General features: G+C 64.6%; 23 protein-coding genes. 16 read left to right on the forward strand and 7 right to left on the reverse strand.

Annotation, left to right across the window (positions count from 1 at the left end; all coding sequences use genetic code 11):
• Positions 1–141: 141 nt before the first annotated feature.
• Genes KI241_RS10005 through KI241_RS10015 form a run of 3 tightly spaced genes read right to left on the reverse strand, consistent with a single transcriptional unit; the run spans position 142 to position 2,634 of the window.
• A complete protein-coding gene (locus KI241_RS10005; RefSeq protein WP_042729094.1) occupies positions 142–1,326 on the reverse strand; it encodes an FAD-binding oxidoreductase in 1,185 nt (394 codons plus the stop codon).
• A complete protein-coding gene (locus KI241_RS10010) occupies positions 1,323–1,508 on the reverse strand; it encodes a hypothetical protein (RefSeq protein ID WP_042729093.1) in 186 nt (61 codons plus the stop codon). The genes KI241_RS10005 and KI241_RS10010 overlap by 4 nt, the downstream gene beginning before the upstream one ends.
• A complete protein-coding gene (locus tag KI241_RS10015; protein ID WP_212803633.1) occupies positions 1,498–2,634 on the reverse strand; it encodes a DSD1 family PLP-dependent enzyme in 1,137 nt (378 codons plus the stop codon). The genes KI241_RS10010 and KI241_RS10015 overlap by 11 nt, the downstream gene beginning before the upstream one ends.
• Positions 2,635–2,728: 94 nt before the next feature.
• Between KI241_RS10015 and KI241_RS10020 the strand changes: the two genes are divergently transcribed.
• The 13 genes from KI241_RS10020 (at position 2,729) to KI241_RS10080 (ending at position 18,379) form a co-directional block, all read left to right on the forward strand.
• Positions 2,729–3,613 carry a LysR family transcriptional regulator gene (locus KI241_RS10020; protein ID WP_042729091.1) on the forward strand — a complete coding sequence of 295 codons (885 nt, stop codon included), beginning with the start codon at positions 2,729–2,731 and terminating at the stop codon, positions 3,611–3,613.
• Between the two features lie 444 nt (positions 3,614–4,057).
• Positions 4,058–4,726 (forward strand): haloacid dehalogenase type II, encoded by a 669-nt coding sequence (locus KI241_RS10025; protein ID WP_212803634.1) that lies wholly within the window; start codon positions 4,058–4,060, stop codon positions 4,724–4,726.
• Positions 4,727–4,761: 35 nt separating this feature from the next.
• On the forward strand, positions 4,762–6,036 hold the full coding sequence (locus KI241_RS10030; protein ID WP_042729089.1) for an FAD-binding oxidoreductase: 1,275 nt from the start codon (positions 4,762–4,764) through the stop codon (positions 6,034–6,036).
• Positions 6,037–6,121: 85 nt separating this feature from the next.
• Positions 6,122–7,765: an ABC transporter substrate-binding protein gene (locus KI241_RS10035; RefSeq protein ID WP_123578790.1), complete on the forward strand. Its 1,644-nt coding sequence runs from the start codon at positions 6,122–6,124 to the stop codon at positions 7,763–7,765.
• Between the two features lie 45 nt (positions 7,766–7,810).
• Positions 7,811–8,767, forward strand: a complete 957-nt coding sequence (locus KI241_RS10040; protein ID WP_042729087.1) for an ABC transporter permease — start codon at positions 7,811–7,813, stop codon at positions 8,765–8,767.
• The gene (locus tag KI241_RS10045; protein WP_042729086.1) at positions 8,764–9,639 is read left to right on the forward strand and encodes an ABC transporter permease; all 876 of its coding nucleotides are present in this window, start codon (positions 8,764–8,766) and stop codon (positions 9,637–9,639) included. The genes KI241_RS10040 and KI241_RS10045 overlap by 4 nt, the downstream gene beginning before the upstream one ends.
• A gap of 1 nt (position 9,640) precedes the next feature.
• A complete protein-coding gene (locus KI241_RS10050; RefSeq protein WP_212803635.1) occupies positions 9,641–11,485 on the forward strand; it encodes an ABC transporter ATP-binding protein in 1,845 nt (614 codons plus the stop codon).
• Positions 11,482–11,790, forward strand: a complete 309-nt coding sequence (locus KI241_RS10055) for a (2Fe-2S)-binding protein (protein ID WP_042729084.1) — start codon at positions 11,482–11,484, stop codon at positions 11,788–11,790. The genes KI241_RS10050 and KI241_RS10055 overlap by 4 nt, the downstream gene beginning before the upstream one ends.
• Positions 11,772–13,163 carry an NAD(P)/FAD-dependent oxidoreductase gene (locus KI241_RS10060; RefSeq protein ID WP_212803636.1) on the forward strand — a complete coding sequence of 464 codons (1,392 nt, stop codon included), beginning with the start codon at positions 11,772–11,774 and terminating at the stop codon, positions 13,161–13,163. Before KI241_RS10055 ends, KI241_RS10060 begins: the two co-directional genes overlap by 19 nt.
• The gene (locus KI241_RS10065; RefSeq protein WP_123578792.1) at positions 13,160–14,314 is read left to right on the forward strand and encodes an FAD-binding oxidoreductase; all 1,155 of its coding nucleotides are present in this window, start codon (positions 13,160–13,162) and stop codon (positions 14,312–14,314) included. Before KI241_RS10060 ends, KI241_RS10065 begins: the two co-directional genes overlap by 4 nt.
• Positions 14,311–15,468 carry an acetylornithine deacetylase gene (argE, locus tag KI241_RS10070; RefSeq protein WP_042732804.1) on the forward strand — a complete coding sequence of 386 codons (1,158 nt, stop codon included), beginning with the start codon at positions 14,311–14,313 and terminating at the stop codon, positions 15,466–15,468. Before KI241_RS10065 ends, argE begins: the two co-directional genes overlap by 4 nt.
• Positions 15,469–15,792: 324 nt before the next feature.
• Positions 15,793–17,250, forward strand: coding sequence for an NAD-dependent succinate-semialdehyde dehydrogenase (locus tag KI241_RS10075; RefSeq protein ID WP_123578794.1), 1,458 nt, complete (start codon positions 15,793–15,795; stop codon positions 17,248–17,250).
• A 40-nt stretch (positions 17,251–17,290) separates the two neighbouring features.
• A complete protein-coding gene (locus KI241_RS10080; RefSeq protein ID WP_212803637.1) occupies positions 17,291–18,379 on the forward strand; it encodes a tartrate dehydrogenase in 1,089 nt (362 codons plus the stop codon).
• Positions 18,380–18,483: 104 nt separating this feature from the next.
• Here the strand turns inward: KI241_RS10080 and KI241_RS10085 are convergent, their stop codons facing one another.
• From KI241_RS10085 to KI241_RS10100, 4 genes are all read right to left on the reverse strand, one after another.
• Positions 18,484–19,191, reverse strand: coding sequence for a cupin domain-containing protein (locus KI241_RS10085; RefSeq protein WP_212803638.1), 708 nt, complete (start codon positions 19,189–19,191; stop codon positions 18,484–18,486).
• A gap of 41 nt (positions 19,192–19,232) precedes the next feature.
• Positions 19,233–20,090: a GNAT family N-acetyltransferase gene (locus tag KI241_RS10090; RefSeq protein WP_212803639.1), complete on the reverse strand. Its 858-nt coding sequence runs from the start codon at positions 20,088–20,090 to the stop codon at positions 19,233–19,235.
• A gap of 253 nt (positions 20,091–20,343) precedes the next feature.
• On the reverse strand, positions 20,344–21,438 hold the full coding sequence (locus tag KI241_RS10095; protein WP_212803640.1) for a DUF6161 domain-containing protein: 1,095 nt from the start codon (positions 21,436–21,438) through the stop codon (positions 20,344–20,346).
• 155 nt (positions 21,439–21,593) lie between these two features.
• Positions 21,594–22,520: a glyoxylate/hydroxypyruvate reductase A gene (locus tag KI241_RS10100; protein ID WP_212803641.1), complete on the reverse strand. Its 927-nt coding sequence runs from the start codon at positions 22,518–22,520 to the stop codon at positions 21,594–21,596.
• 287 nt (positions 22,521–22,807) lie between these two features.
• Between KI241_RS10100 and gabT the strand changes: the two genes are divergently transcribed.
• From gabT to KI241_RS10115, 3 genes are all read left to right on the forward strand, one after another.
• Positions 22,808–24,100 (forward strand): 4-aminobutyrate--2-oxoglutarate transaminase, encoded by a 1,293-nt coding sequence (gabT, locus tag KI241_RS10105; RefSeq protein ID WP_042730599.1) that lies wholly within the window; start codon positions 22,808–22,810, stop codon positions 24,098–24,100.
• Positions 24,101–24,162: 62 nt separating this feature from the next.
• Positions 24,163–24,819, forward strand: a complete 657-nt coding sequence (locus KI241_RS10110) for a 2-haloalkanoic acid dehalogenase (RefSeq protein WP_212803642.1) — start codon at positions 24,163–24,165, stop codon at positions 24,817–24,819.
• A gap of 45 nt (positions 24,820–24,864) precedes the next feature.
• A complete protein-coding gene (locus KI241_RS10115; protein WP_042730597.1) occupies positions 24,865–25,353 on the forward strand; it encodes an Lrp/AsnC family transcriptional regulator in 489 nt (162 codons plus the stop codon).
• The last annotated feature ends 1 nt before the right edge of the window (position 25,354 follow it).

Raw genomic sequence — 25,354 nt, forward strand, 5'->3', positions numbered from 1 at the left:
AAGCCGTTGCGATGGCTTGTGCCGTTGTTGAGCCTGGCAAAGGATAATCTGCTGTATCTGCCGGGCAGACTGGGCAAAACGTAGCGACGCAGGTTTCATGGCGCAAAAAACCTCGGGTCGTCAGCCGATGGCTTGGGCGGTTCAGACAAGCTTGCCGGTGCTCGCGATGCTGGCCGAGAGCGGCGTGGCGAGGGCCATCGGGTCGGTGAAGCGGCGGATGTCGAACGGGCTGATCAAGGTGCCGGTGCTGCCGGTGCTGATCAACTCGGCCATGACATCGCCGACGCCTGGGCCGAGCTGGAAACCATGCCCGCAGAACCCGAAGGCATAGAACAGCCCCGGCACCCTGCCGCTGGGGCCCATGATCGGCAGCGAGTCGGGGGTATAGCTCTCGATGCCGCTCCACACGCGGATGATGTTGAGGTGGCCGACCCCCGGCAGCAGGCGACTCATCTGGTGCATCTGGTTGAGCAGGCTTTCCGGCCGGAAGTAGGCGCGACGGTTGATCATGTCCGGCTTGCAGCGGTTGCCACCGCCGATGATGAGATTGCCCCGGGGGATCTGCCGGAAGTAGATCACTTCTTCCTTGATCTTGGTGAACACTCCAATCACTGTCGGCAACGCATAGGGCACCGGTTCAGTGACCGACATCTGTGGCCCGTTGGGCTCCAGGGGCACGGCTTCGTCGAACTGTTCGGACAGCCTGGCCCCCCAGGCGCCCGCCGTGATCAGCAACTGCTCGCCGATGAACTGCTGGCCGTCGGTGGTGGTCACGTGGAATTCGCCGTTGACCTTTTGCACGTCGGCCACTTCCGTGCGTTCGCGGACGTGGGCCCCGGCCCGGGTTGCCGCGCGGGCAAAGGCCGGGGCCGCCAGGCGCGGATTGGCGTGACCGTCGTGGGGGGCGTAGGAGCCGCCCTTGACCTCGGGGCCGAGGAAGGGAAAGCGCTCGTGCAAGGCCTTGCCGGTGATGATCTGCAAGTCCAGCGCCCGAGCCTCGGGGGCGTCGGCGTAGGCCTGCAGCTCGGCGATCTCGTCTTCGCGATAACACACGCGCATGTGGCCGCTGGGAATGAATTCCAGGTCGTCGCCGATCAGTTCGGGTAGCCGTTTCCATAACCCGTAGGAGCGGTTGGACAGCTCCAGTTGGCCAAGGAATCGTCCCTGGCGCCGCACGTTGCCGAAGTTCACCCCACTGGCGTACTGGCCGATCAGGTCGCGTTCCAGCAACGTCACCGAACGCCCGCGCTGGCGCAGGAAAAACGCCGACGCCGAGCCCATGATGCCGCCGCCGATAATCAGTACATCGCTTTTTTGTGGCTTCATGATGTGTGCTCGATGGGCCCATGGGGCGAGGGTGAATAGGTGCCCTCGGGGACACCGGCCAGCGCTTCGATTTCGATGAGGTAACCGAGATGCAGGGCCGGCACCGGGACCACGGCCTGGGGGTAATGCCTACCCGGCGCGGCAGGCTGGGGGGTATGAATCAAGTCGATTTCACCAGCCATGCAGGCGACTCCAGGTCTGGATTTCGCCGCTGGCCTCACAGGCGCTGTACTGAGCAAACTGCGCGCCCGTGGCGCACGCGTGGTTGGGCAGGATGCGCAGGCGGCTGCCGACGGGAAACCGTGTCGTGATGTCCACGTTTGCGGGCTGTTCCAGGGTGATGATGCCGTGCTCCTGATTGGCGCCGGTGAGCCGCGCGCCGTCGATCCAGTCGCCGGCCTCGTTGCACACCTGGCCGTAGCCAAAGTCGCGCCGTTGGCGCTGCGTCCCCCGGTCGCGACTCATGGCCATCCAGCCGGCATCGGTGATGATCCAGCCTTTGTCTTTCTGATGACCGATCACGGTGGTCAGTACGCTCAGGGCCAACTCGTCGGCGGCGCAAACACCGACGTTGTGCATCACCAGGTCGAAGAACACATACACCCCGGCGCGAACTTCGGTGACGCCTTCCAGGTGCTGCGCCGACAAGGCCGTGGGTGTCGAGCCGATGCTGACCTGCGGGCAGGCCAGGCCGGCTTCGCGGATGCGCTGGGCGGCGCTGACACAGGCGTGCCGCTCCTGTTCGGCCAAGGCTTGCAGCGCCTGGGGCGTGTCGAGTTCGTAGCTGGATCCGGCGTGGGTCATCACGCCGCACAGGTGCATGCCGCCGTCGCTGAGTGTCCGCGCGATGTCGACGAGCGACGGGTCCTCGACCCGCAGGCCGGATCGATGGCCGTCGCAATCGATCTCGATCCAGACGGCGAAACGTTCGTCGTGGTGCCCGCCGAAATCGACGACGGCCTGGGCGGCGGCCAGACTGTCGACCAGGAGGCTCAGCTGGCAGCCCTTGCGCCTGAGGGCCAGGGCCTGGGGCAATTTGCCAGGAGCCATGGCGACCGCATAGAAGATGTCCTGGATGCCGTTGGCGAAACAGTGTTGCGCCTCCTTCAAGGTGGAGACGGTGATCCCGCTGGCGCCGGCCTGGATCTGTGCCTGGACCACGGGCAGGCATTTGCTGGTCTTGATGTGCGGGCGCAGGCGAACGCCCAATGCGTCCATGCGTTGCTGCATGCGTTGGATATTGCGCTGCATTCGCGGCACATCGATGAGCGCAACGGGGGTGTCGAGAGAGGCAAGGGAGGCAGGCATGGGCAGGACTCGGTGAGGGGAGACAGGGCGACTCTACGCAGCCATCGTGAAGTTATGGTTCAATGCTTCGTCATCTATCATTAAGTTGAATTGAATGATTGCCATCGAAGACCTGCGCATGGCCGTGACGCTGGCGCGTTCCGATTCGTTGAGTGCCGCCGCCAGGGCCCTCAATGTCTCGCCTCCGGCGCTATCCATGCGTTTGCGCAAGCTGGAAACGCTGCTCGGCCTGACCTTGGCCAACCGCGACGCCCGGCGCCTGAGCCTGACCGCCGACGGCGAGCGGTTCTCGCGCCAGAGCGCGCTGTTGCTGGAGCAGTTGGAGGCGCTGCCCGAGTCGTTCAAGCAACAGGACGATCAGCTGGCCGGCACCCTCAGGCTGGCGGCGCCGTTCGGCTATGGTCGACAACGCATCGCGCCGCTGCTGGCCCGTTTCGCCCGGCTGCATCCGCACCTGTGCCTGCACCTGGATTTGCGCGAAACGCCCTGGCCTGATCGCCATGACAGCGACGCGGTGATACACGTCGGCGCCCTCAGTGACAGCCAGTGGGTGGCCCGGCCCCTGACCCAGAATGATCGATGGCTCTGCGCAAGTCCGGCCTATCTGGAGCAGTACGGTACGCCTGCGTTACCTGAGCAACTGGCTGAACACCGCTGCATCTGTATTCGGGAAAACGATGAAGACGTCACGCTGTGGCATCTGCGCAACGGGCAGGGGCGCAAGACGTTGCGCATCAAGCCCGCGCTATTGAGCAACGACGGCAGCGTGGCCCGGCGTTGGGCCGAGCAGGGGCTGGGCTTGGTGCTGCGCTCGCAATGGGACGTCAGCAAAGCCATCGCCGAAGGCCGCCTGGTGCGGGTGCTCGCTGATTGGCAATTCGACAGCGCCCCGATCAACCTGCTGGTGCCCTCGCGCAAGCTCCGCAGCGCACGGGTACAGGCCTTGGTGAGCTTCTTCGAGGCTGAATTGAAGGCCTGAGTTCTACAGGCCTGCCGCCTTCGCGAGCAAGCTCGCTCCCGCAGTGGTTTGGTGGGGTGCATCCAGTGCAGCAACACCCGATACCTCCTGTGGGCGCGAGCTTGCTCGCGAAAGCGATCGTCCATTCCACACAGCCGGCAGCACTGCCTATTCCAGGCGTAGATTCTGCCGTAAAGCACCCTTTGCAGCGCCGGTTTGCGCACCATAACTGCCCGCAAAGCCTCAGAAACACGGGTGCAGCGCCCACGCCTGGAGCATCCCGCAAAGTCTGCTGAGGGAGCCCCGCAAAACGGTGGTTTGTACCAAGCGGCCAGTATTTTTAACCGTTTTTCCACGGTCTCATGGTGTTGTAATGAAAACGTGATGCAGCGATGCCGCGACGCCTCACGACCCGCAGCAATGTTTGCCACGTCAGGCCCTCAACCATCATCAGGACCCGCACTCATGAGCTTTCTTCGACCCAAGTACATCACCTTCGACTGCTACGGCACGTTGACCAATTTCCAGATGGGCACCATGACCCGCGAGCTGTTTGCCGACCGTGTCAGCGCCGGGCAGATGGACCAGTTCGTCACGGACTTCGCCGCCTATCGTCTGGACCAGGTGATGGGTGACTGGCGGCCCTATGATGAAATCATCAAGACCGCCCTGATGCGGGTCTGCAAGCGTTGGGGCGTCGAGTACCGGGGCGAAGGCCAGCTCTATTACGATGCCGTTCCCACCTGGGGCCCGCACGCCGACGTACCGGCGGGCCTGTCGAAGATCGCCGACAAGATCCCCCTGGTGATTTTCTCCAACGCGATGGACGAGCAGATCATGTCCAACGTCGACAAGCTCGGCGCGCCTTTTCATAAAGTCTTCACCGCCCAGCAGGCCCAGGCCTACAAGCCGCGCCTGGCGGCCTTCGAATTCATGCTCGACAACTTAGGCTGCGGGCCGGAGGACGTGCTGCACGTCTCGTCCAGTTTCCGCTACGACCTGATGCCCGCCCACGACATGAAGATCAGGAACAAAGCCTTCGTCGCCCGTGGCCATGAACAACCAGGCAACGCCATCTACGGCTACCACCAGATCGCCGATATCGGTGGCTTGCCCGGCCTGGTCGGGCTCTGAGGCGCACGCATTCTTCAAGGTCAAAGGGGTTAGACATGGGCAGTGAGTCCTATTGGCTCGATACCGCACCGGCGTTCACCGGTGCCCAGCTCGGCGGGTTGCCGGGGCAGGTCGACGTCGCCATCGTGGGTGGTGGCTTCACCGGCCTGGCGGCGGCCCGCGCCTTGGCCTTGAAGGGCGCCAGCGTGGTAGTGCTGGAGGCCGGCAGAGTGATCGGCGAAGCGTCGGGGCGCAACGGCGGCCATTGCAGCACCGGCGTGGCCCAGGACTACGCCGCACTCACCGCCAGCCTTGGCGCCGATAAGGCGCGTGCCTATTACCAGGCCTACGAAAGCGCGGTGCAAAGCGTCGTTTCACTGGTGGAGCAGGAGGGGATTGCCTGCGACCTCAAGCGCAACGGCAAGCTCAAACTGGCCGCCAAGCCGATGCACTACGAAGGGTTGGCGCGCACTTGCGAGCTGATTCGCAAGGAGGTCGATGCCCAGGTCCAATTGCTGTCTGCGCAAGAGGCCCGGGCGGAGGTCAACTCCAGCCAGTTCCACGGCGGCCTGTTGCAGCGCAACGGCGTGCAGATGCACGTCGGGCGCTTCGGGATCGGCCTGGCCGAGGCGGCGGCGCGTCACGGCGCGCTGATCTTCCAGGGCGTCACGGTCAAGGACTGGAAGGCCAGCGCCGGCGGCTATCGGGTCAACACCAGCAAGGGCACGTTGCACGCCTCGCAGGTCTTGTTGGCGACCGGCGCCAGCCAGCAGGGCGGCTTGGGTTGGTATCGGCGGCGCATTGTCCCGGTGGGCAGCTTCGTGGTGGCTACTGAGGTGTTGCCTGACGCATTGATCGACAGCCTGCTGCCGGCCCGGCGCTCCTATGTCACCAGCCGGATGATCGGCAATTACTTCCGGTTGACGCCGGACAATCGCCTGCTGTTTGGCGGCCGCGCGCGGTTTGCCATGTCCGACAGCGTGTCCGATGCCAAGAGCGGCAAGGTGCTGCAAGCGGCGATGGTGCGGATGTTCCCGCAACTGGCGAACACCCGGATCGATTATTGCTGGGGCGGCCTGGTGGACATGACGTCCGATCGCCTGCCCCGGGCCGGGCAGCATGGCGGGGTGTTCCACTCCATGGGCTACAGCGGCCATGGCGTGCAGATGTCGGTGCACATGGGCCAGGTCATGGCCGAGGTCATGGCCGGCAAGGCCGAGGCCAATCCTTGGCGTGAACTCGATTGGCCGGCCATCCCCGGCCACTTCGGCAAGCCTTGGTTCCTGCCGTTGGTGGGGGCGTACTACCGGCTGCAGGACTACCTGCACTGAGTTTCATGAAGTTGCTTGGCGTTCCATTCACGTTGCGTCAACCGTGCGCAACCGAGCCCTTATCACTTGGAAAGGTAGAACTGACATGACTGACAATAAGAACAGCATCGACAGCCAGTTGATTACCGGCACAGAAAGTCTGCGTGTTTTCGAAGGGCTCAACCGCGGCATGTCGCGTCGCCACGCCTTGCAGATGCTGGGGCTGGCGGGTGTCGCGGCAGCGGGGGCCGGCAGCCTGTTCGGCGCCGCTGGCAAGTTGTTCGCCGATGAACAGGCCAACCCCGGCAAAGGCAAGCCCGGCGGGCGTATCCGCGTCGCGGGCATCTCCAGCTCGACCGCCGATACCCTGGACCCGGCCAAAGGCTCGTCGTCCACCGACTACGTACGTCACTACATGTTCTACAACGGCCTGACCCGTTTCGACAGCCACATGGTGCCGCAACTGGAGCTGGCCGAACGCATCGACACCACCGACGCCACGCTCTGGGTCGTCACCCTGCGCAAGGAAGTGACGTTCCACAACGGCAAGGGGCTGACCGCTGCCGATGTGGTGTATTCGCTGATGCGCCACAAAGACCCGATCACCGGTTCCAAGGTCATGTCGCTGGCGGAGCAGTTCGCCGAGGTCAAGGCCACCGGCACCCACGAGGTGCAGATCCGCCTGAGCGGCCCGAATGCCGAACTGCCGTCGATCCTCGCCGTTTCTCACCTGCTGATCGTCCCGGAGGGCACCAGCGACTTCAACCAGGGCATCGGGACCGGGCCGTACAAGGTCAAGGAATTCAAGCCTGGGGTGCGTTCGATCGGTGTACGCAACACCGGCTACTGGAAACCCGGCCTGCCGTACCTGGACGAGATCGAATTCATCGGCATCGGCGACGAGCCGTCGCGGGTCAACGCGCTGCTGTCGGGCGACGTGCAGATCATCAACGAGGTCAACCCGCGTTCGACCACGCGGATCAAGGACAGCAGCGGCCATCGTGTGGTGGATTCCCCGTCGGGCAACTACACCGACCTGATCATTCGCCAGGACCAGATGCCCGGCCAGAGCGCCGAGTTCACCGAGGCGCTGAAACTGCTGCTGGACCGCGAGCAGGTCAAGTCGGCGATCTTCCGTGGCTTCGCCCGGGTCGGCAACGACCACCCCATCGCCCCCGGCGCACGGTTCTACAACGCCGACCTGCCTCAGCGGGTCTACGACCCGGAGAAGGCCAGGTTCCTGCTCAAGAAGGCCGGCATGGAAAGCATCAGCATGCCGTTGATGTGCTCGCCGGCCGCCACCGGTTCGGTGGACGTGGCCGTGCTGTTGCAGCAATCGGCCAAGGAAGCCGGGCTCAAGCTCAACGTCAACCGCCTGCCGAGCGATGGCTACTGGTCCAACCACTGGGCCAAGCACCCGCTGAGTTTCGGCAACATCAACCCGCGTCCCAACGCCGACATGCTGTTTTCGCAGTTCTTCCAGTCCTCGGCGCCGTGGAACGAGTCCGGTTGGAAGAACCCGCAGTTCGACCAACTGTTGGTGCAGGCCCGGGGGGAAACCGACGAGGCCAAGCGCGGCAAGATGTACGCCGACATGCAGACCCTGGTGCACGACCACAGCGGCATCGGCATTCCGGTGTTCATCAGCAACATCGACGGCGTCGACCAGCGCGTCAAGGGCTATGGCACCAACCCGCTGGGCGGTTTCATGGGCTACATGTTCGCCGAGCAAGTCTGGCTGGACGCCTGATGAGCGTCGGGTATCGGCCGGGTGACCGGGCAGGAGGGCAGGGTGATGAATAGCAGCACACTGTGGCTGATCGGCCGGCGCGCAGGCGCCGCGATCGTGACGCTGTTGATCGTCTCGATGGTGGTGTTCGCCATCACGGCGGTGTTGCCGGGAGATGCGGCGCAACAGGCCCTTGGACAGTTCGCCACGCCGGAGCAGGTCGCGGCGCTGCGGGTGAAGATGGGCCTCGATCAGCCGGGCGTGCTGCGCTACCTGCACTGGTTGACGAGCCTGCTCAGTGGCGACCTCGGCGTGTCGGTCTCCAATGCCGTGCCGGTCACCGAGCTGATGGCAGGCAGGGTGCCCAACACGCTGATGCTGGCGGCCACCACGGCGCTGGTCTCGGTGCCCGTGGCATTGATCCTGGGCATTGGCTCGGCGATGTGGCGTGGTGGCCGCGTCGACGGTTTCATGAGCTTCTTCACCCTGATGATGGTGGCGGTGCCGGAGTTCCTGGTCGCGACCCTGGCGGTGCTGATTTTCGCGGTGAACCTGGGTTGGCTTTCGGCACTGTCCTACGCCAGTGAAATCACCTCGCCGTGGCAGTTCATGCGCACCTACGCCTTGCCGGTGATGACGCTGTGCTGCGTGATCGTTGCGCAGATGGCGCGCATGACCCGGGCAGCGGTGATCGATCAACTGGACAGCCCCTACGTGGAAATGGCCCGCCTCAAGGGCGTGAGTGCGGTGCGGGTGGTGCTGCGGCATGCCTTGCCCAACGCGATTGGACCGATCGCCAACGCCATCGCCTTGAGCCTCTCCTACCTGCTGGGCGGGGTGGTGATCGTCGAGACGATTTTCAACTACCCCGGCATCGCCAGCCTGATGGTCGATGCCGTGACCAACCGTGACATGGCGCTGGTCCAGGCCTGCACCATGCTGTTCTGCACGGCGTACCTGATGTTGGTGCTGATTGCCGATCTGTGCGCGATCCTTTCCAATCCGAGGCTGAGAAACCAATGAACAATCCCATTGTGAAATCCCCGACGGCGGCGGTCGCACTGGCATTGGGCAAGGACGCTCACGGTTCGTCCTGGCTGGGGCTGATCGGCGCCGTGATGTGCGCGGTCTGGCTGCTGGTGGCGATCTTCGGCCCCTGGCTGGCACCGCACCCGGTGGGCGAAGTGGTCTCCGACAATATCTTCGACAGTTTCAGCGCGGCCTACCCGCTGGGCACCGATTACCTGGGGCGCGACATGCTCAGCCGCATTCTCGTGGGCGCGCGCCTCACGGTGGGCCTGGCGCTGGTGGCGGCGGTCCTGGCCAGTGGGCTCGGCACCAGTTGCGCGCTGCTGTCAGTGGTCTCGCCCAAGTGGCTGGATGAACTGATCAGTCGGCTGATGGACGCCTTCATTTCGATCCCGAGCAAGATGCTGGCGCTGATCATGGTCTCGGCCTTCGGTTCGTCGGTGACGCTGCTGGTGTGCACGGCGGTGCTGAGCTACACGCCGGGCGCGTTTCGCATCGCCCGCAGCATGGCGGTGAATATCGAGGCGCTGGAGTACGTGCAAGTGGCCCGCACCCGGGGCGAGCGGCGGCTGTACGTCGCCTGTGTGGAAATTCTGCCGAACATGCTCAACCCGGTGCTGGCTGACCTGGGGTTGCGCTTTGGCTTCATCGTCCTGCTGCTCAGCGGCATGAGCTTCCTCGGCCTCGGCGTGCAACCGCCGGACGCCGACCTGGGATCGCTGGTGCGCGAGAACATCGGTGGCCTCAACCAGGGCGCACCGGCCATCGTGATCCCGGCGTTGGCCATCGGCACCCTGACCATTGGCGTCAATCTGTTTATCGATCGCCTGTCGTCACGGCGCAATCGACGTTCGGGAGGCCATTGATATGAGTGAATTGATCCGAGTCGACAACCTGCGGGTGGTCGCCAGTGGCGAGCGCGGTGACGTGGAGATCGTCAAGGGCGTGAGCTTCGCCCTGGAAAAAGGCGAGGTGCTGGCCCTGATCGGCGAGTCCGGCTCCGGCAAGACCACCATCGCCCTGGCGCTGCTCGGCTACGCCCGGCGCGGCTGTCGCCTGGCGGGTGGGGTGGTGCAGATCGGCGAGCACGACATGCTCGCATTGAGCGAAAGCGAGTTGCAGGGCTTGCGTGGCAACCGAGTCTCGTACATCGCCCAAAGCGCCGCGGCGGCGTTCAACCCGGCCAAGAGGTTGATCGACCAAGTGGTGGAAGGGGCACTGATCCATGGCCTGGGCAGTCGGGCCACGCTGGAAGCCAAGGCCATGGAGTTGTTTCGCGACCTGGCGTTGCCGAACCCCGAACGCATCGGCCGCCGCTATCCTCATCAAGTGTCCGGCGGACAATTGCAGCGGGTCATGGCGGCCATGGCGCTGATCAGCGACCCGCTGCTGGTGGTGCTCGACGAGCCGACCACTGCCCTGGACGTGACCACCCAGATCGATGTGTTGCGTGCCTTCAAACGCGTGGTGCGCGAGCGCGGCGCCACGGCGGTCTACGTGTCCCACGACCTGGCCGTCGTGGCCCAGATGGCCGACCAGATCGTGGTGCTCAACGGCGGGCAGATCTTCGAGCAGAGCGCCACCGCGCCGTTGCTCAAGGGCCCGGCCCACGCCTACACCCGCAGCCTGTTGGCGGCGGCGCGACCGGACATGACCCTGCGCCCGCCGTGCGGCGTGGCGCAAGACACGCCGCTGCTGACCATCCAGGGCTTGACCGCCGGCTACGGCAACAAGGATGCGCGCGGCATGCCGACGATCCGCGTCCTGGAGGACATCGACCTGACGGTGCGCCGGGGCCAGGCCATCGGTGTGATCGGTGAGTCGGGTTCGGGCAAGTCGACCCTGGCGCGGGTGGTGGCGGGGTTGCTGACCCCGGCGGTCGGCGGGCTGACGTTCGACGGGCAACCCTTGGGTGGCAGCCTGTCCGAGCGCACCGATGAACAGTTCCGACGGATCCAGATGGTGTTCCAGAACGCCGACACCGCGCTCAATCCGATGCACAGCATCAGCACCATCCTGGGTCGGCCGCTGAAGATGTATTTCGGCCTCAAGGGCGCGGCCCTGCGTGAGCGTATCGGTGAGCTGCTGGACCTGGTACGCCTGCCGCGGGACTTGGCCGAACGCCGCCCCGGCGAGCTTTCCGGCGGGCAGAAACAGCGCGTCAACCTGGCCCGGGCGCTGGCGGCGAAGCCGGACCTGATCCTGTGCGATGAAGTGACCTCGGCCCTCGACACCGTGGTCGGCGCGGCGATCCTCGAACTGCTGCGCGACCTGCGCCAGCAACTGGGGGTTTCCTACCTGTTCATCAGCCATGACATCTCCACGGTGCGGGCGCTGTGCGACGACATCGTGGTGATGTACAGCGGCTACAAGGTCCAGGCCGGTGCGCGGCAAGCCTTCGCCCAGGCGCCGTTCCATCCCTACACCGACCTGTTGATCCATTCGGTGCCAGAAATGCGCCAGGGCTGGCTGGAAAGCTGCGGCGCCACGACTTGCGGCTCGCTGCCCGCCCTGGGGCCGAGGGCCGATGTGCCGGGGTTGTGCACCTTTCTCGAACGTTGCCCGGTGCGGGTCGATGGCGTGTGCAATCGCACCGCGCCGCCGCGACGAATCATCGACGGCGGCAGCGAAGTGCTCTGTCATCACGACAGCGGCGAGCTGCTCAAGACCCAACAGGATTCAAACAGCATGATCGTGGGAGCCTACGCATGAACGCGCGTTTTGTGAGGTTGGCCGAACAGGGCCGGCCCGTTGTCCGATTGAAGGTCGATGGCGAACCCATCGAGGCGTTGCAGGGCGACACGCTGATGGTCGCGCTGTTGACCCATGGCCCGGCGCTGCGCCAGTCGGAGTTCGACCCCGGCAGCCGCGCCGGCTTCTGCCTGATGGGCGCCTGCCAGGATTGCTGGGTCTGGACCCGCGGCGGCGAGCGCCTGCGCGCTTGTTCCAATGAAGTGCGCGAAGGATTGGACATCATCACCCGGCAACCGGAGGCGATATGGCCACTGCGCGGATGAACACTCATCGAATTGCCATCGTCGGCGCGGGCCCGGCCGGCGTGCGGTGCGCCGAGACCCTGGTGGCGGCGGGCTTCAGGCCGATCCTGATCGACGAAAATCGTCGCGACGGCGGGCAGATCTATCGCCGCCAGCCCGAAGGCTTCACTCGCAGCTACGCGACGCTGTACGGCACCGAGGCGGACAAGGCCAGGGCCTTGCACGACAGCTTCGATCGCCTGCGCCCGCAGATCGACTATCGCCCGGACACCCTGGTCTGGAACCTGACGCCGGGCCAGCTGTGTTGCGTCGGCCAGGGCGTGCATTCGACGGTGGAGTACGACGCCCTGATTCTTTGCACCGGTGCCACCGACCGCTTGATGCCGGTCGAAGGCTGGCAACTGGGCGGCACCTACAGCCTCGGCGGGGCGCAGATCGCGCTCAAGGCCCAGGCCGTTTCCATCGGCCATCGCGTGGTGTTCATGGGCAGCGGGCCGTTGCTGTACCTGGTCGCCAGCCAGTATGTGAAAGCCGGGGCCTCGGTGGCCGCGGTGCTGGACACCTCGCCCCTGGGCCATCGGCTCAAGGCTTTGCCCAAGCTCATGGCACGCCCGGGATTACTGTTCACCGGGCTGAAACTGCTGGCGCAACTGTATCGGGCGAAGATCCCGGTGCACCTGGGCATTTCTCCCCTCGGCGTGCTCGGCGAGGCCAGCCGTGGCGTCAGCGGCGTGCGGGTGCGCCGCGCGAATGGCGAGACGTTGACCGTGGCATGCGACGCGCTGGCGCTGGGTTACCACCTGCGGCCGGAGACCCAACTGGCCGACCTGGCGGGCTGTCGCCTGCGCTTTGACGAGGCGAGCAGTCAATGGTGGCTGGACACGGACGCTGAGGGCCGGACCTCGGTCAGTGGCGTCTACGCGGCCGGCGATGGGGCGAAGGTCCGCGGTGCCGATGCCGCCGAACATGCCGGTCGCCTGGTCGCCATGGCGCTGCTCACTGACCTGCAGCAGCCGGTGGAGGCGACACACCTGGCCGATCAGCAGCGTGCGCTCAAGGTCATGGATGCGTTTCGCCTGGGCCTGGCCGAGGCATTCCCCTGGCCTGCCGAACAAGCCGGGGCCTTGCCGGACGAGGCCATCGTCTGTCGCTGCGAAATGATCAGCGCCGGCGAGTTGCGCCGCACCGTCAGCGAGAAGGGCGCCTGCGAAGTGAACCGGGCCAAGGCGTTCAGCCGGGTCGGCATGGGCCGCTGCCAGGGTCGTTACTGTTCCCAGGCCGGGGCCGAAGTGATCGCCGCCGCCGCTGGCATCCCGGTGCAGGAGGTGGGGCGCCAACGTGGCCAGGCACCGGTGAAACCGCTTTCGATGCTGACCCGGGAGGTAACCCCATGACGGTGCAACGAGCCGATGTGGTGATTGTCGGCGGCGGCCTGATGGGCTCGGCCACGGCGTTTTTCCTGCGGCAGCGGGGGCAGTCGGTGATCCTGCTGGAGCGTGACCAGGTCGGTCAGTACGCCAGCGGTGTGAACTTCGGCAATGTGCGACGCCAGGGGCGTTTTCTCGGGCAGTTGGAACTGGCGAACCGTTCGTGGGCCTTGTGGAAGCGCCTGCCGGAGTTGATCGACGATGACCTGGAATTCATCGCCAGCGGTCACATGCGCGTGTGTTATCGCGAGGATGAAATTGCCGAGCTCCAAGCCTACGCGGCGGCGCCTGAGGCGGCGCAGCTGGATTTGCAGATCTACCGGGGCGCCGACCTGCACGAGCGCTTCCCGTTTCTGGGCAAGGATGTCAAGGGCGGCTCCTATGCGCCGCACGACGGGCATGCCAACCCCCGCCTGGCGGCACCTGCGTTTGCGCGGGCGGCCCGGCGGCTCGGGGCGCGGATCGAAGAGCGCACCGAGGTGGCCGAAGTGCACAAGAGTGGCGACGGGTTTGGCGTGACCACCACCGATGGCCGCCAGTTCAGCGCCGCGCAGTTGCTGATCACCGCCGGTGCCTGGGGCGAGAAGCTCTCGGCGCAATTCGGCGAACCGGTTCCCCTGGAAACCAACGGCCCGCAGATGGCCGTCACCGAACCGGTGCCGTATGCCTTGCCGACGGTGATCGGCGTGTACACCAAAATCCCCGAAGAGGTGATCTACTTCCGCCAGATCCCGCGGGGCAACATCATCATTGGCGGGGGATATCGCAGCAAGCCGGACATGCTCAACCGCCGGGCCTACGTCGAGCCGCGCAGCATCCTCAACCAACTGGAGCAGATGCGGCGCCTGGTGCCGGGCATCGACAACCTCAACATCATCCGGGTGTGGAGCGGTATCGAAGGCTACCTGTCGGATGCTTTGCCGGTGATGGGTCGCAGCGGCAATGTCGACGGTCTGTTCTATGCTTTCGGCTTCAGCGGCCACGGCTTCCAGCTCGGCCCGGGCGTCGGCGACGTCATGGCCGAACTGATCAGCACCGGCAGCACCAGCACTTCCATCGAGCCGTTTTCCATTCGCCGGTTCGCCTCATCCGCCGAGCAACGGAGCAAGGCCTCATGAAACCTCGGGTACTGGCCATCCTCGAACGCCTGCTGGCCTTTGAAACGGTCTCCTCGCAGTCGAACCTCGCCTTGATCGAATATGTGCGCGACCTGTTGCTGAGCAAGGGCATCGATTCACTGATCGTCGAGGATGAAAGCGGCAAGAAAGCCAACCTGTTCGCCAGCACCGGGCCACGGGAGTTGCCGGGGATCCTGTTGTCCGGGCACACCGACGTGGTGCCGGCGGCCGGGCAGGCCTGGACGGTCCCGGCGTTCCAGGCGACGCTGCGGGACGGCCGGATCTACGGCCGTGGCAGCTGCGACATGAAGGGCTTCATCGCCCTGGCCATCGACGCCATGCTCGATGCAGCCGAGCATCCGTTGAGCCGGCCGTTGCAGCTGGCGTTGTCCCACGACGAGGAAATCGGTTGCGTGGGGGTGCGACGCTTGCTCGATGTGCTGCACCTGGCGCCGGTGCGACCGTTCCTGTGTGTGATCGGCGAGCCGACCAACATGCAGTTCGTGCTCGGCCATAAGGGCAAGGGTTCCTACCGCACCTACTGCCGTGGCCTGGAGGCGCATTCGTCGCTGGCGCCGCGCTCGGTGAATGCGATCCACCTGGCCTGCGACTTCATCGCCGCCTTGCGCCAGAGCCAGCAGCGGTTGCAGGCGCACGGAGCGCAGGATGCGGATTACGACGTGCCCTACAGCACCGTGCATGTGGGACAGATTGTCGGTGGCAAGGCGCTGAACATCGTGCCGAACCTGTGCACCCTGGATTTCGAGGTGCGCAACCTGCCGGCCGATGACCTCGACGGGTTCCTGGAGCAGTTGCGCGAACACGCCGAATTGATCGTCAGGGAGGCCAGGCAGTTGTCCAGCGTGGCGGCCATCGAGATCGAAACCGTGAACGTCTACCCGGGCCTGGACACTCACCCGAGCGTCGAGGCGGTGCGTTTCCTCAAGGCCTTCGCCGCCCCGGACACCGGCACCGCCAAGGTCTCCTTCGGCACCGAGGGCGGCCTGTTCAAGCAACGCCTGGACGTGCCGGTGGTGGTCTGCGGCCCGGGCTCGATCGAACAGGCGCACAAGCCCGATGAGTTCATCGAGATCAGCCAGATGGAAGCGGGCGAGCGATTTCTGGATGGGCTGCTGGGATCGCTCAAGCGCTAGACTCCTGTGGGAGCTTGCTCGCGAAAATGGTGTGTCTGCCGCTGCCTAGGTAGCTGACCTGACGCCTTCGCGAGCAAGCCCGTTCCCACGGGGTTTCTGCTTGCCGCAATTATCGCAGCCACCCCAAAAACAACTGTGCGAGCTTGCCCCCACTCGGGATTCTCCAACAAGGGGAATCATCAGGATCAGGTTGATTCCGGCGGTCGGTAGAGCCTGCCGTCCCGTCGCGATTTTCAGCATCCAACACTGCGCCAAAATACCCTTTCAGCATCCTGCCCCGTGGCATCTCCCTAGACTGGAATGACCTCGGAACAGGACACGACCATGCTCAAGAATCGCCTGAAAGACCCCAGCCTGCTGGTAGAACTCGCCTACATCGATGGTCAATGGGCCGCCGCTGATGACGCGGCCACCCTCGACGTGCTGGACCCGTCCAGCGGCCAGTGCCTCGCGCGGGTGCCGGCGATGCAGGGCGGCGAAACCCACCGCGCCATCGAGGCCGCCGAGCGTGCCTGGCCAGCCTGGCGTGCGCGCCCGGCTGCCGAGCGCGCGGTGCTGCTGGAGCGCTGGTACCAGGCCATGATCGACAACCTCGACGACCTGGCGCTGATCATGACCTGTGAACAGGGCAAGCCGCTGAACGAAGCCAAAGGCGAAATTCGCTACGGCGCCAGTTTCGTCAAATGGTTTGCCGAGGAAGCCCGCCGGGTGTACGGCGAGACCATCCCGACGCCCAGCGGCGACCGGCGCCTGCTCACGCTCAAGCAGCCGGTGGGCGTCTGCGCGGCCATCACACCGTGGAACTTCCCCAACGCGATGATCACCCGCAAATGTGCGCCGGCCCTGGCGGCGGGCTGCCCGGTGATCGTCAAGCCGTCGGACCTGACCCCGTTGTCGGCGCTGGCGCTGGCGCTGCTGGCCGAGCGGGTGGGGATTCCGGCCGGGGTGTTCAACGTCGTCACCGGCCTGCCGACGGCCATCGGCGAAGCGCTGACCAGCAACCCGGTCGTGCGCAAGATTTCCTTCACCGGCTCAACCGCCGTCGGCCGTTTGCTGATGCGCCAGAGCGCCGAGCACATCAAGCGCCTGAGCCTGGAACTGGGCGGCAATGCCCCGTTCATCGTGTTCGACGACGCCGATCTGGAGCAAGCCGTGGCCGGCATCATGCTCAGCAAGTTTCGCAATGCCGGCCAGACCTGCGTGTGCGCCAACCGCATCCTGGTGCAGGACGGCATCTACGAGCGTTTCGCCGCGCGCCTGGTGGAAGAGGTGGGCAAGCTCAAGGTTGGCAGTGGCCTGGAGGCTGACGTGACGATCGGCCCGCTGATCAATCCGGCCGCGGTCGACAAGGTGGCCCGACATATCGACGATGCCCTGAGCCAGGGCGCTCGGCTGCTGTGTGGGGGCGTGCCTGACGGCGACAGCCAGTTTGTCCAGCCGACGGTGCTGGGGGAGGCCCACGCCGGCATGTTGTTGGCCAGCGAAGAAACCTTCGGCCCGGTGGCGCCGCTGATGCGCTTTAGCACCGAGCAAGAAGCCCTGGCCCTGGCCAATGCCACCCCCTATGGCCTGGGGGCGTACTACTTCACCCAGGACCTGCGCCGCTCATGGCGGGTCGGGGAAGCGCTGGAGTTCGGCATGGTCGGCCTCAATACCGGGATCATTTCCATGGAGGTCGCGCCGTTCGGCGGGGTCAAGCAATCCGGCCTGGGACGCGAAGGCAGCAAGTACGGCCTGGATGAATACCTGGAAGTCAAAGCCTTCCACATCGGTGGGCTGTGAGCCGGTCACCGTTCGAACCAACACCGTGGAGCCACGATAGATGAATAGACCCTTTCGAATCGCCGCCATTGCCGGCGATGGCATTGGCAAGGAAGTCCTGCCGCAAGGATTGCGGGTACTGGAGCAGGCCGCAAAAACATGGCAGTTGGCGCTGAGCATCGAAGTGCTCGACTGGGCCCACTGCGACTACTACCTGGAGCACGGGCAGATGATGCCCGCCGACTGGTTCGAGCGCCTCAAGGGCTTCGACGCGATCTACTTCGGCGCCGTGGGCTGGCCGGACAAGGTCCCGGACCATGTGTCGCTGTGGGGCTCGCTGCTCAAGTTCCGCCGCGACTTCGACCAGTACGTGAACATCCGCCCGGTGCGCCTGTTCCCCGGCGTGCCGTGCCCCCTGGCCGGACGCGAAGCGGGGGACATCGACTTCGTGGTGATCCGCGAGAACACCGAGGGCGAATATTCTTCCGTCGGCGGCAAGATGTTCGAAGGCACCGAGCACGAGTTCGTACTCCAGGAGTCGGTGTTCACCCGGCGCGGTGTCGATCGCATCCTCAAGTTCGCCTTCGACCTGGCCCAGGCCCGGCCGCGCAAGCGCCTGACGGCGGCGACCAAGTCCAACGGCATCTCCATCAGCATGCCCTACTGGGATGAGCGCACGGCGCTGATGGCCGAGCAGTACCCGCAGGTGCAATGGGACAAGCAACACATCGATATCCTGTGCGCGCGTTTCGTCCTGCAACCGGATCGGTTCGACGTGGTGGTGGCGTCCAACCTGTTCGGCGACATCCTCTCTGACCTTGGTCCGGCCTGTGCCGGCACCATCGGCATCGCGCCCTCGGCCAACCTCGATCCGCAGCGGCGCTTTCCGTCACTGTTCGAGCCGGTGCATGGTTCGGCGCCGGACATCTATGGGCAGAACATCGCCAACCCGATCGCGATGATCTGGTCCGGGGCATTGATGCTCGACTTCCTCGGCAACGGCGATGAACGTTACCGCGCCGCCCACGACGGCATTCTCAAGGCCATCGAGCAGGTGATCGCCGAAGGCCCGATCACCCCCGACCTGGGCGGCCAGGGCTCGACCCAGGACGTCGGCAGGGCAATTACCGAGGCGCTCCGGGCCGATTGAACGCCATCCACTCGCAGCACCTTTGCCCGCGCGCACTGCGGGCTTTTTTATGGGACTGCGCAGGTAAACCCTGTGGGTGGGGCGGGGGGGGGATTCAACCTGTCCTACCTGACGACATACACCTTGCGCACATAGACCAGGCTCTTCCAGGCACACGGCGCATTCAGCGGCACGAACACTGTATCGCCCGTGCCGACCAGCAGTTCGCGGCCATCGGCGACTTGGAGGGTGACGCTGCCTTCTAGAAGGTGCATCAGTTCATGCAGCTTGTGCGGTCGTGAGCCGCGGGTGTAGGGCGTCGAATCCCAGAGGCCGACGCGCAGGTCGGTGGCCTCCTCGACGAACAGATTGTGCGAGCGACATTGCGGCGCGGCACTGAGCAGGATCTGCGCATCGGGCGCCGCCGAAGGCGAGAGCAGGGTGTGGGCGGGCAGTGCCGTGAGCCCGGGCATCCGCGTATCGATCGCCTGCGCATCGGCGCAGAAGGCCCAGAGCGACTGAGGGTGTGCCTCGACCTCCAGTGACGTACCGCGGCCGATCACCGCGCTGTCCCCTGGTTTGAGCTGCAGCGTTAGCGCCGGGCTACGCAGGGTGACGTCGCCGGCGTGCACCACGATCGTTTCACTGAACGGGTAATCCTCGACGGTCAATCGTCCGCTCGCCCGGACCACCCCGGCCGCCATGCCATCCGCGCCATGGTAGGCAATGAGCCTGTCGAACGGATCGTTGGGCCCCAGGGTGCCTTCGGTGAACGGGGTCGAGGGGAGGCGGCCGTCGGCGTGGGCCAGCAGCATGGCGGTGGGTTCGAGCATGGCGATGACTCTCTTGGAATGTTGTTCGGAACGGTAAATGCTCAGCCGACGGCCTGGGTCGCCAGCGCGAACTGCTGCACGCCGCCGCTGGGCTGTGGCGGCGTGCCCCGGGCCATCTGGGCGACGCTGTCGACCTGCTTGAGCCCGGCGTCTTCCAGCCAGGGCGCCAGGCCCGTGTGGACGGGAATGTCGATGCGCACGAAGGCGTCCGGCACCCGGGCCAACAATTGAGTGATCAAGTGCCGGGCCTGCTCGGCGGTTTGCGCCACCACCGGGCCAATGCAGCGGCCACGGCCAAAGGGGCGCAACAGGGCGAAGGCGCACAACTGGCCGTCGCGTTCGATGCCCACCGAATGCTCGACGACCTCGAACAGGTCCGTCAGCAGGGCTTCCCGATCCAGCCCGCTGCCGGCGTTGGCCAGTTGGATCAGGCGGGCGTTGTCGGTGCTGGTCAACGCCCGGCAATGCTCACCGGCGGCCAATGCTTGCAGGGCCGGCACCCGCGCCTGCCCTTGATGCTGCTGGACATGCCCGAAGTCGACGAAACCCTGGCTGGCATACAACGGCGCGCCGGCCAGCGTGGCATTGAGGATGGCCGTCCGCGCGCCGCAGGCCTCGATGGCCAGTTCCATCAACTTGCGCCCGATTCCCTGGCCCTGGTACTCGTCGCTGACAATCACCAGGCCGATGGTGGCATGGCCGCCCTGAGGGCAGGTGAAGGCCGAACCGATCACGCGGCCTTGGTCTTCCACGACGAACCCGTGGGCGACACGCTGCAACATGGCCCAGTCTTCCAGCCGATGAGGCCATTTCAACTGCACCGACAATGCGTGCGCCGAAGGGACATCGGCGGCCGTCATGGAACGGTAGGAATAGGTGGGGCGTTGCGCATTGGACATGGCGAGTCACCGCTGGAAAAGGTGCTTGATGGGGGCGGATTCAACCGCTGCTGGTGCTTGTATCTCACCTGCAACGGGCCCTGACAAGCGCCAGCAATTGATTCGGCAGGTTAGGTAAGCCGCGGCTTTTGCCGCCACATTTCTTGCTCAAATGCGCGGCTTGGCCAGCAGTAAATACCGGGCCGTTTTTCAGTGGCCCGGCGCGGGGCTTGCCGTGTATCGCCTGTCACGCGACGGGCCTTTGGGCGGGCGATCAGCCTTTTTTCAAGGTCGACAACAGGTCGGTCAGCCCGGGCATGGTCGGGCCGGACTCGTTGGAAATGAGCCCGGTTTCCGAGCGACTGAACAGCGACTGCAGGATGATCTTTCGCGACTCTTCGTCCACTTGCGTGTCGTTGTTCAAGGACAGGTACAGGTGCGTGAGCTGTTCTCGTTCCTCGGCGTCCCGTTGCAGGTGAAACGCGCTGAAGATCAGCTTGGAGAGCGTCCTGACGGTAAAGGCCAGCGTCGACAGGAGCGAGACGAAAATCAGCGCGCCTTCAATCTGACTGAGCCCCACCGGAGTCCGCGCGCCACTCAACCAGATGTTGAAAGACGTCCATAGCCAGATGACAGAGACGAACAGGATGACGCCGAGCACGCCGGTCCAGATGTAGCCGCGGGTCTGGTGCTCGCTGGCTTTCTTCGCCCAGTAGGTGGCCGGTCCCTCCAGACGCAGCTTTTCCCGGTAGGTGGCTTCCAACGTGTTGAGGCGCTGGGTCCAGGCCGCCTCTTCGGTCTTGTGCCAGTCGGAAAACGTACTCAGCTCTTTTTCAGCTTTGCGGGTGAGCCTGGCTTTGGCTTTGAAGAACTTGGAATGGACGTCGCGCAGGGCCAAGGTTTGCGCAGCGGCACGGCCAGCGAAGGCGCTTTCCAGGGGCAGCTTGAACTCATAAGCCGCCAGGTAGCCCGTCAGGTGATCGAATGAATCCAGGTGCTCGCTTTTTCCAAGGAAGATCCCGTCATAGAAGCCTTCCGCCACCTTCGGTTGTTGTGCGTGCAACTCCAGCCATTTGCGCGTTGCGGGGGACTCGCTGTAGAGCCAGACATCCCAGAGTCTCTCTTCGGGCTGGTCATCGTAGATAAAGTCGTTCTCATTGACCTCGATCTCGTATCGGAGGACGGCCAGGCTGTTGGCCAGGTTTTCGAAGGCTTGGTGCTTCGCAGACATATTTTTGACCTGGAGCGCTTCATGTTGCGCTTTCCAGAAGCTCAGTTCGTTTTTCATGAACTCGCATTTGGCGGCGATGCTTTCGAACACATAGCGTTCGCCGTTCAATGTGATCAGCGTCCTTGCAGCTTCATTCATGCAGGCGGTCCATCAGAAGTTGAAGGCTAAATGCTATCACTTCGGTGGAGGCCAAAGGTAGTTGGCGTGCTGTGGGGCAACAGCGCAGCCCGGCGGGATAAGCGCCTTGCCACGGCTGCACGCCTCTTGTCGGCCTGGTCTTGCGCCCGTCGCGGTCAGTAACTGCGCGCTCGGTCCACGCATCCCAGCATCGGTTCGCCCCGTTGATGCCGACGAATGTTTTCCAGCAACCCCGCAAAGGCGCTGTCGGGTTGCGTCATGGCGGCGATGTGGGGCGTCAGCAGGATCTGCGGATGAGTCCAGAACGGATGGTCCGGCGGGGCCGGCTCCTGTTCCAGGACGTCGAGCACGGCAGCGCTCAATTGGCCGCTCGCCAGGGCTTGGAGCAGGTCCGCTTCGACCAGGTGCCCACCGCGGCCCATGTTGACCAGCGCGGCCCCCTTTGGCAGGTGCTGGAACAACGAGCGGTCGAGGATCCCACGGGTCTGCTCGGTCAGCGGCAGCACGCACACGACGATGTCGCACTGGCCGAGAAAGGCCGGCAGTTGTTCGGCGCCGGCAAAGCAGGTCACCCCGTCGATGCGATGTTCGCTACGCGCCCAACCCGACAAGGCGAAGCCGAAGGCCTGCAAGGTGGCGAGTATCTGCCGTGCCTGCAAGCCCAGGCCCATGACCCCGACCCGGCGTTGTTGCGCGGGCACCAGCCGGTGCGCCTGCCAGTTCCCCTGGGCCTGCTGCTGGCGGTAGCGCAGCATGTCGCGGTGCAGGCCGAGCACGGCGAAGCTGGCGTATTCGCACATGCCCTGGGTGATGCCCGGGTCGAGCAGGCGCACCACCGGCAGCGTGGCCGGCAAGCGGTCGAGGTCGAGCTGATCGACCCCCGCCGACAGGGCGAACAGCACTTGCAGGTTCGGCAGCAGTGTCTGGATGTCGTCCGGTGCCTGCCAGGCCGCGAGGTAGCGGATTTCCCGAGGGTCGCCGATGTCTGGCCAGGCACGCCATTGGATGTCCGGCGCGTGTTCGGCGAACAGCCGTTGCCAGTGTTCACCGCGTACCGGGTCAGCTTTGTAGAGCAGGGCCATGGATCGCTTCTCGCCTGAAATCAAGGAGCCTCAAGCATGCCTCAACGGCGGAGCAGGATCTGTCGAAAGGCGCGGCGATAAAACCCGGCGCTGCGTTGCAGAGCCCTCGGGGCGGCAGATTCGATGGGCCTGGGGCGCCTTGGCGGATTCTGCTGTTTGCCGACGTGTAAACAGTCGATCCGAATTTCTCAGTGACCAAGTTCGGCTTAGACAATCGTGTCGAACGCTTAACCTGTGATCACACCGCAGCCGCTTCCCGGGTGCGAGGCTCACGATGGGAAATGCCAATGAACAGTAAAGTCGAAGAAACCCCAAGTCTGCTCCGTCAACGTGATCAATTCGTGCCCCGTGGCCTGGTCACCGCTCACCCCTTGGTGATCGACCGGGCCCAGGGTGCGCAACTGTGGGACGTGGACGGCAAGCGTTACCTGGACTTCGTCGGCGGTATCGGTGTGTTGAACATCGGCCACAACCACCCCAAGGTCGTCGCGGCGGTGCAGGCCCAGTTGCAGAAGGTGTCCCATGCCTGCTTCCAGGTCGTGGCCTACACGCCTTACCTCGACCTGGCCCAGCGGCTGTGCCGGATGATCGGCGGCGAGCAGGCCTATAAGGCGGCGTTCTTCACCTCCGGCGCCGAAGCGGTGGAAAACGCCGTGAAGATCGCCCGGGCCCACACCCAACGCTCGGCGGTGATCGCCTTTCGCGGCGGGTTCCACGGTCGGACCTTGCTCGGCACCACGTTGACCGGCATGAGCCAGCCGTATAAACAGAATTTCGGACCGTTCGCCCCGGAGGTCTTCCACACGCCTTATCCGAATGCCTATCGCGGCGTTACCAGCGAGATGGCGCTCCAGGCCCTGGACGAATTGCTGGCGACCCAAGTGGCGCCCGAGCGCGTCGCCGCCATCATTATCGAGCCGGTGCAGGGCGACGGCGGTTTCCTCGCGGCCCCCGCCGAGTTCCTCCAGGCGCTGCGGGCGCTGACCGAGAAGCACGGTATCGTGCTGATCCTCGACGAGATCCAGACCGGGTTCGGTCGCACCGGTAAATGGTTCGGTTACCAGCACGCCGGGATCCAGCCGGACCTGGTCACCGTCGCCAAGAGCCTGGCCGGAGGCTTGCCCTTGTCGGGCGTGGTCGGCAAGGCGCAGATCATGGATGCGCCGCTGCCGGGCGGGTTGGGTGGCACTTATGGCGGCAACGCGCTGTCGTGCGCGGCGGCGCTGGCGGTGATCGACGCCTACGAGCAGGAGCACCTGCTGGCCCGTGGCGAAGCCCTGGGCGAGCGCCTGCGCCAGGGCTTGTTGCGCTTGCAGGCCCGCTACCCGCGTATCGGCGACGTGCGCGGCAGCGGTTTCATGCTGGCGATCGAGCTGATCCAGGACGACGAAGCCCGCACGCCGGATGCTGAGTTGAACCAGCGGCTGATCGACGAGGCCCGGCTGGGCGGGCTGCTGGTGATCAAGTGCGGGGTCTATCGCAACGTCTTGCGCTTCCTGGCGCCGCTGGTGACCGACGAAGCGCAGGTCGACGAAGCGCTGCAGATTCTCGAGGGCGCGTTGGCGCGAGTCATGAATTGAATCGCCACACTCGGCGCAATTCCTTGGAAGAACGGCATTAGGGACTCATCAGAGGTTTACCCATGAGGCTGACTGAATATCGAGCGTTGTTGATCGACTGCGACGAGGTTCTGGTGGACCGCGATTCCGGTGTCTGGACGGCGTTGCAGCCGCTGTTGGAGCAGCGTGGCGAGCCGCAGGACAAGGCCCGGGTGTTGGCCGAGTTCGACGAGGTGTTGCAAGCCTTGTACCCGCGTTTCGGCGAGCTGGGCTTCAGTGGCCTGCTGTGCTTTGCCCACCGTCAATTGGCCGAACACTGGAGGCTCAAGGTCAGTTGGGAGGAGGGCATGAGTTTCGCCCGCTCGGCCGCCAGTTGGTCGTTGTTCGAGGATGGGCCGGGTGCGATGCTCTACCTGCGCAAGTTCTATCGCCTGCTGGTGCAGGGAGACCGGGATGCCGAAGATCGCGGTGTGTTGTGCGAGCGGCTGGGCATCGAGCCGGAAGATTTCATTTCCCTGGCCAGCGATCCCTTGCAGGATCACGCCTGGTTGCAGGCCAATGCCCTCGACGCCGAGGCGGTCCTGCGGGTGACCCGCCCGGGCGCCCGTGCATTGGTCGTCGGGGCGGCCTGCCTGATCTGTCGCGACCCCGACAAAGCGTCCCGGCCGTGCAGCGCGGACTACTGCATCGACAGCATGGCTGACCTGGTGGCTCAGCATCAGCTGTCTTTACGACGCTGATTTTGTTAGAAGATTGTCTTACAAACGGCAGGCAAGAGGTATGCGATGGAAGGTTTAGCGAAACTGGACCGGATCGATATCAGCATTTTGGTAGAGCTTCAAAAAGACGGTCGCATGACCAACGTCAGCCTGGCCGATGCCGTTGGCCTGTCGGCAAGTCCCTGTCTGCAACGGGTCAAGCGGTTGGAATCGCTGGGGTATATTTCCAGCTACAAGGCCCATCTGAACCTGGCCAAGATCACCGATTCGGTGACGGTCTTCACCGAGGTCACCCTGAGCGACCACAAGCGCGAGGATTTCGCCAAGTTCGAATCCAATATTCGCCTGGTGGATGAAGTGCTCGAATGCCACCTGATCAGCGGCGGCTACGACTACCTGGTGCGCTTCATGACCCGCAGCATCCAGGATTACCAGGACGTGATGGAAAGTCTGTTGGACCGCAACATCGGCATCTCCAAGTACTTCAGCTACATCGTCATCAAGTCTCCGGTGCGCAAGGACGAGATTCCGCTGCGCAAGCTGCTGCGCCATTGAG

Origin of the sequence: Pseudomonas sp. Cab53 (genome assembly GCF_018325965.1) — a bacterium.
In the GTDB taxonomy this organism is placed as follows: domain Bacteria; phylum Pseudomonadota; class Gammaproteobacteria; order Pseudomonadales; family Pseudomonadaceae; genus Aquipseudomonas; species Aquipseudomonas chlororaphis_E.

Coding starts and splice junctions, on each gene's coding strand:
- KI241_RS10005 (WP_042729094.1), bottom strand. CDS start 1,326: ATGAAGCCACAAAAAAGCGATGTACTGATTATCGGCGGCGGCATCATG.
- KI241_RS10010 (WP_042729093.1), bottom strand. CDS start 1,508: ATGGCTGGTGAAATCGACTTGATTCATACCCCCCAGCCTGCCGCGCCG.
- KI241_RS10015 (WP_212803633.1), bottom strand. CDS start 2,634: ATGCCTGCCTCCCTTGCCTCTCTCGACACCCCCGTTGCGCTCATCGAT.
- KI241_RS10020 (WP_042729091.1), top strand. CDS start 2,729: ATGATTGCCATCGAAGACCTGCGCATGGCCGTGACGCTGGCGCGTTCC.
- KI241_RS10025 (WP_212803634.1), top strand. CDS start 4,058: ATGAGCTTTCTTCGACCCAAGTACATCACCTTCGACTGCTACGGCACG.
- KI241_RS10030 (WP_042729089.1), top strand. CDS start 4,762: ATGGGCAGTGAGTCCTATTGGCTCGATACCGCACCGGCGTTCACCGGT.
- KI241_RS10035 (WP_123578790.1), top strand. CDS start 6,122: ATGACTGACAATAAGAACAGCATCGACAGCCAGTTGATTACCGGCACA.
- KI241_RS10040 (WP_042729087.1), top strand. CDS start 7,811: ATGAATAGCAGCACACTGTGGCTGATCGGCCGGCGCGCAGGCGCCGCG.
- KI241_RS10045 (WP_042729086.1), top strand. CDS start 8,764: ATGAACAATCCCATTGTGAAATCCCCGACGGCGGCGGTCGCACTGGCA.
- KI241_RS10050 (WP_212803635.1), top strand. CDS start 9,641: ATGAGTGAATTGATCCGAGTCGACAACCTGCGGGTGGTCGCCAGTGGC.
- KI241_RS10055 (WP_042729084.1), top strand. CDS start 11,482: ATGAACGCGCGTTTTGTGAGGTTGGCCGAACAGGGCCGGCCCGTTGTC.
- KI241_RS10060 (WP_212803636.1), top strand. CDS start 11,772: ATGGCCACTGCGCGGATGAACACTCATCGAATTGCCATCGTCGGCGCG.
- KI241_RS10065 (WP_123578792.1), top strand. CDS start 13,160: ATGACGGTGCAACGAGCCGATGTGGTGATTGTCGGCGGCGGCCTGATG.
- argE (WP_042732804.1), top strand. CDS start 14,311: ATGAAACCTCGGGTACTGGCCATCCTCGAACGCCTGCTGGCCTTTGAA.
- KI241_RS10075 (WP_123578794.1), top strand. CDS start 15,793: ATGCTCAAGAATCGCCTGAAAGACCCCAGCCTGCTGGTAGAACTCGCC.
- KI241_RS10080 (WP_212803637.1), top strand. CDS start 17,291: ATGAATAGACCCTTTCGAATCGCCGCCATTGCCGGCGATGGCATTGGC.
- KI241_RS10085 (WP_212803638.1), bottom strand. CDS start 19,191: ATGCTCGAACCCACCGCCATGCTGCTGGCCCACGCCGACGGCCGCCTC.
- KI241_RS10090 (WP_212803639.1), bottom strand. CDS start 20,090: ATGTCCAATGCGCAACGCCCCACCTATTCCTACCGTTCCATGACGGCC.
- KI241_RS10095 (WP_212803640.1), bottom strand. CDS start 21,438: ATGAATGAAGCTGCAAGGACGCTGATCACATTGAACGGCGAACGCTAT.
- KI241_RS10100 (WP_212803641.1), bottom strand. CDS start 22,520: ATGGCCCTGCTCTACAAAGCTGACCCGGTACGCGGTGAACACTGGCAA.
- gabT (WP_042730599.1), top strand. CDS start 22,808: ATGAACAGTAAAGTCGAAGAAACCCCAAGTCTGCTCCGTCAACGTGAT.
- KI241_RS10110 (WP_212803642.1), top strand. CDS start 24,163: ATGAGGCTGACTGAATATCGAGCGTTGTTGATCGACTGCGACGAGGTT.
- KI241_RS10115 (WP_042730597.1), top strand. CDS start 24,865: ATGGAAGGTTTAGCGAAACTGGACCGGATCGATATCAGCATTTTGGTA.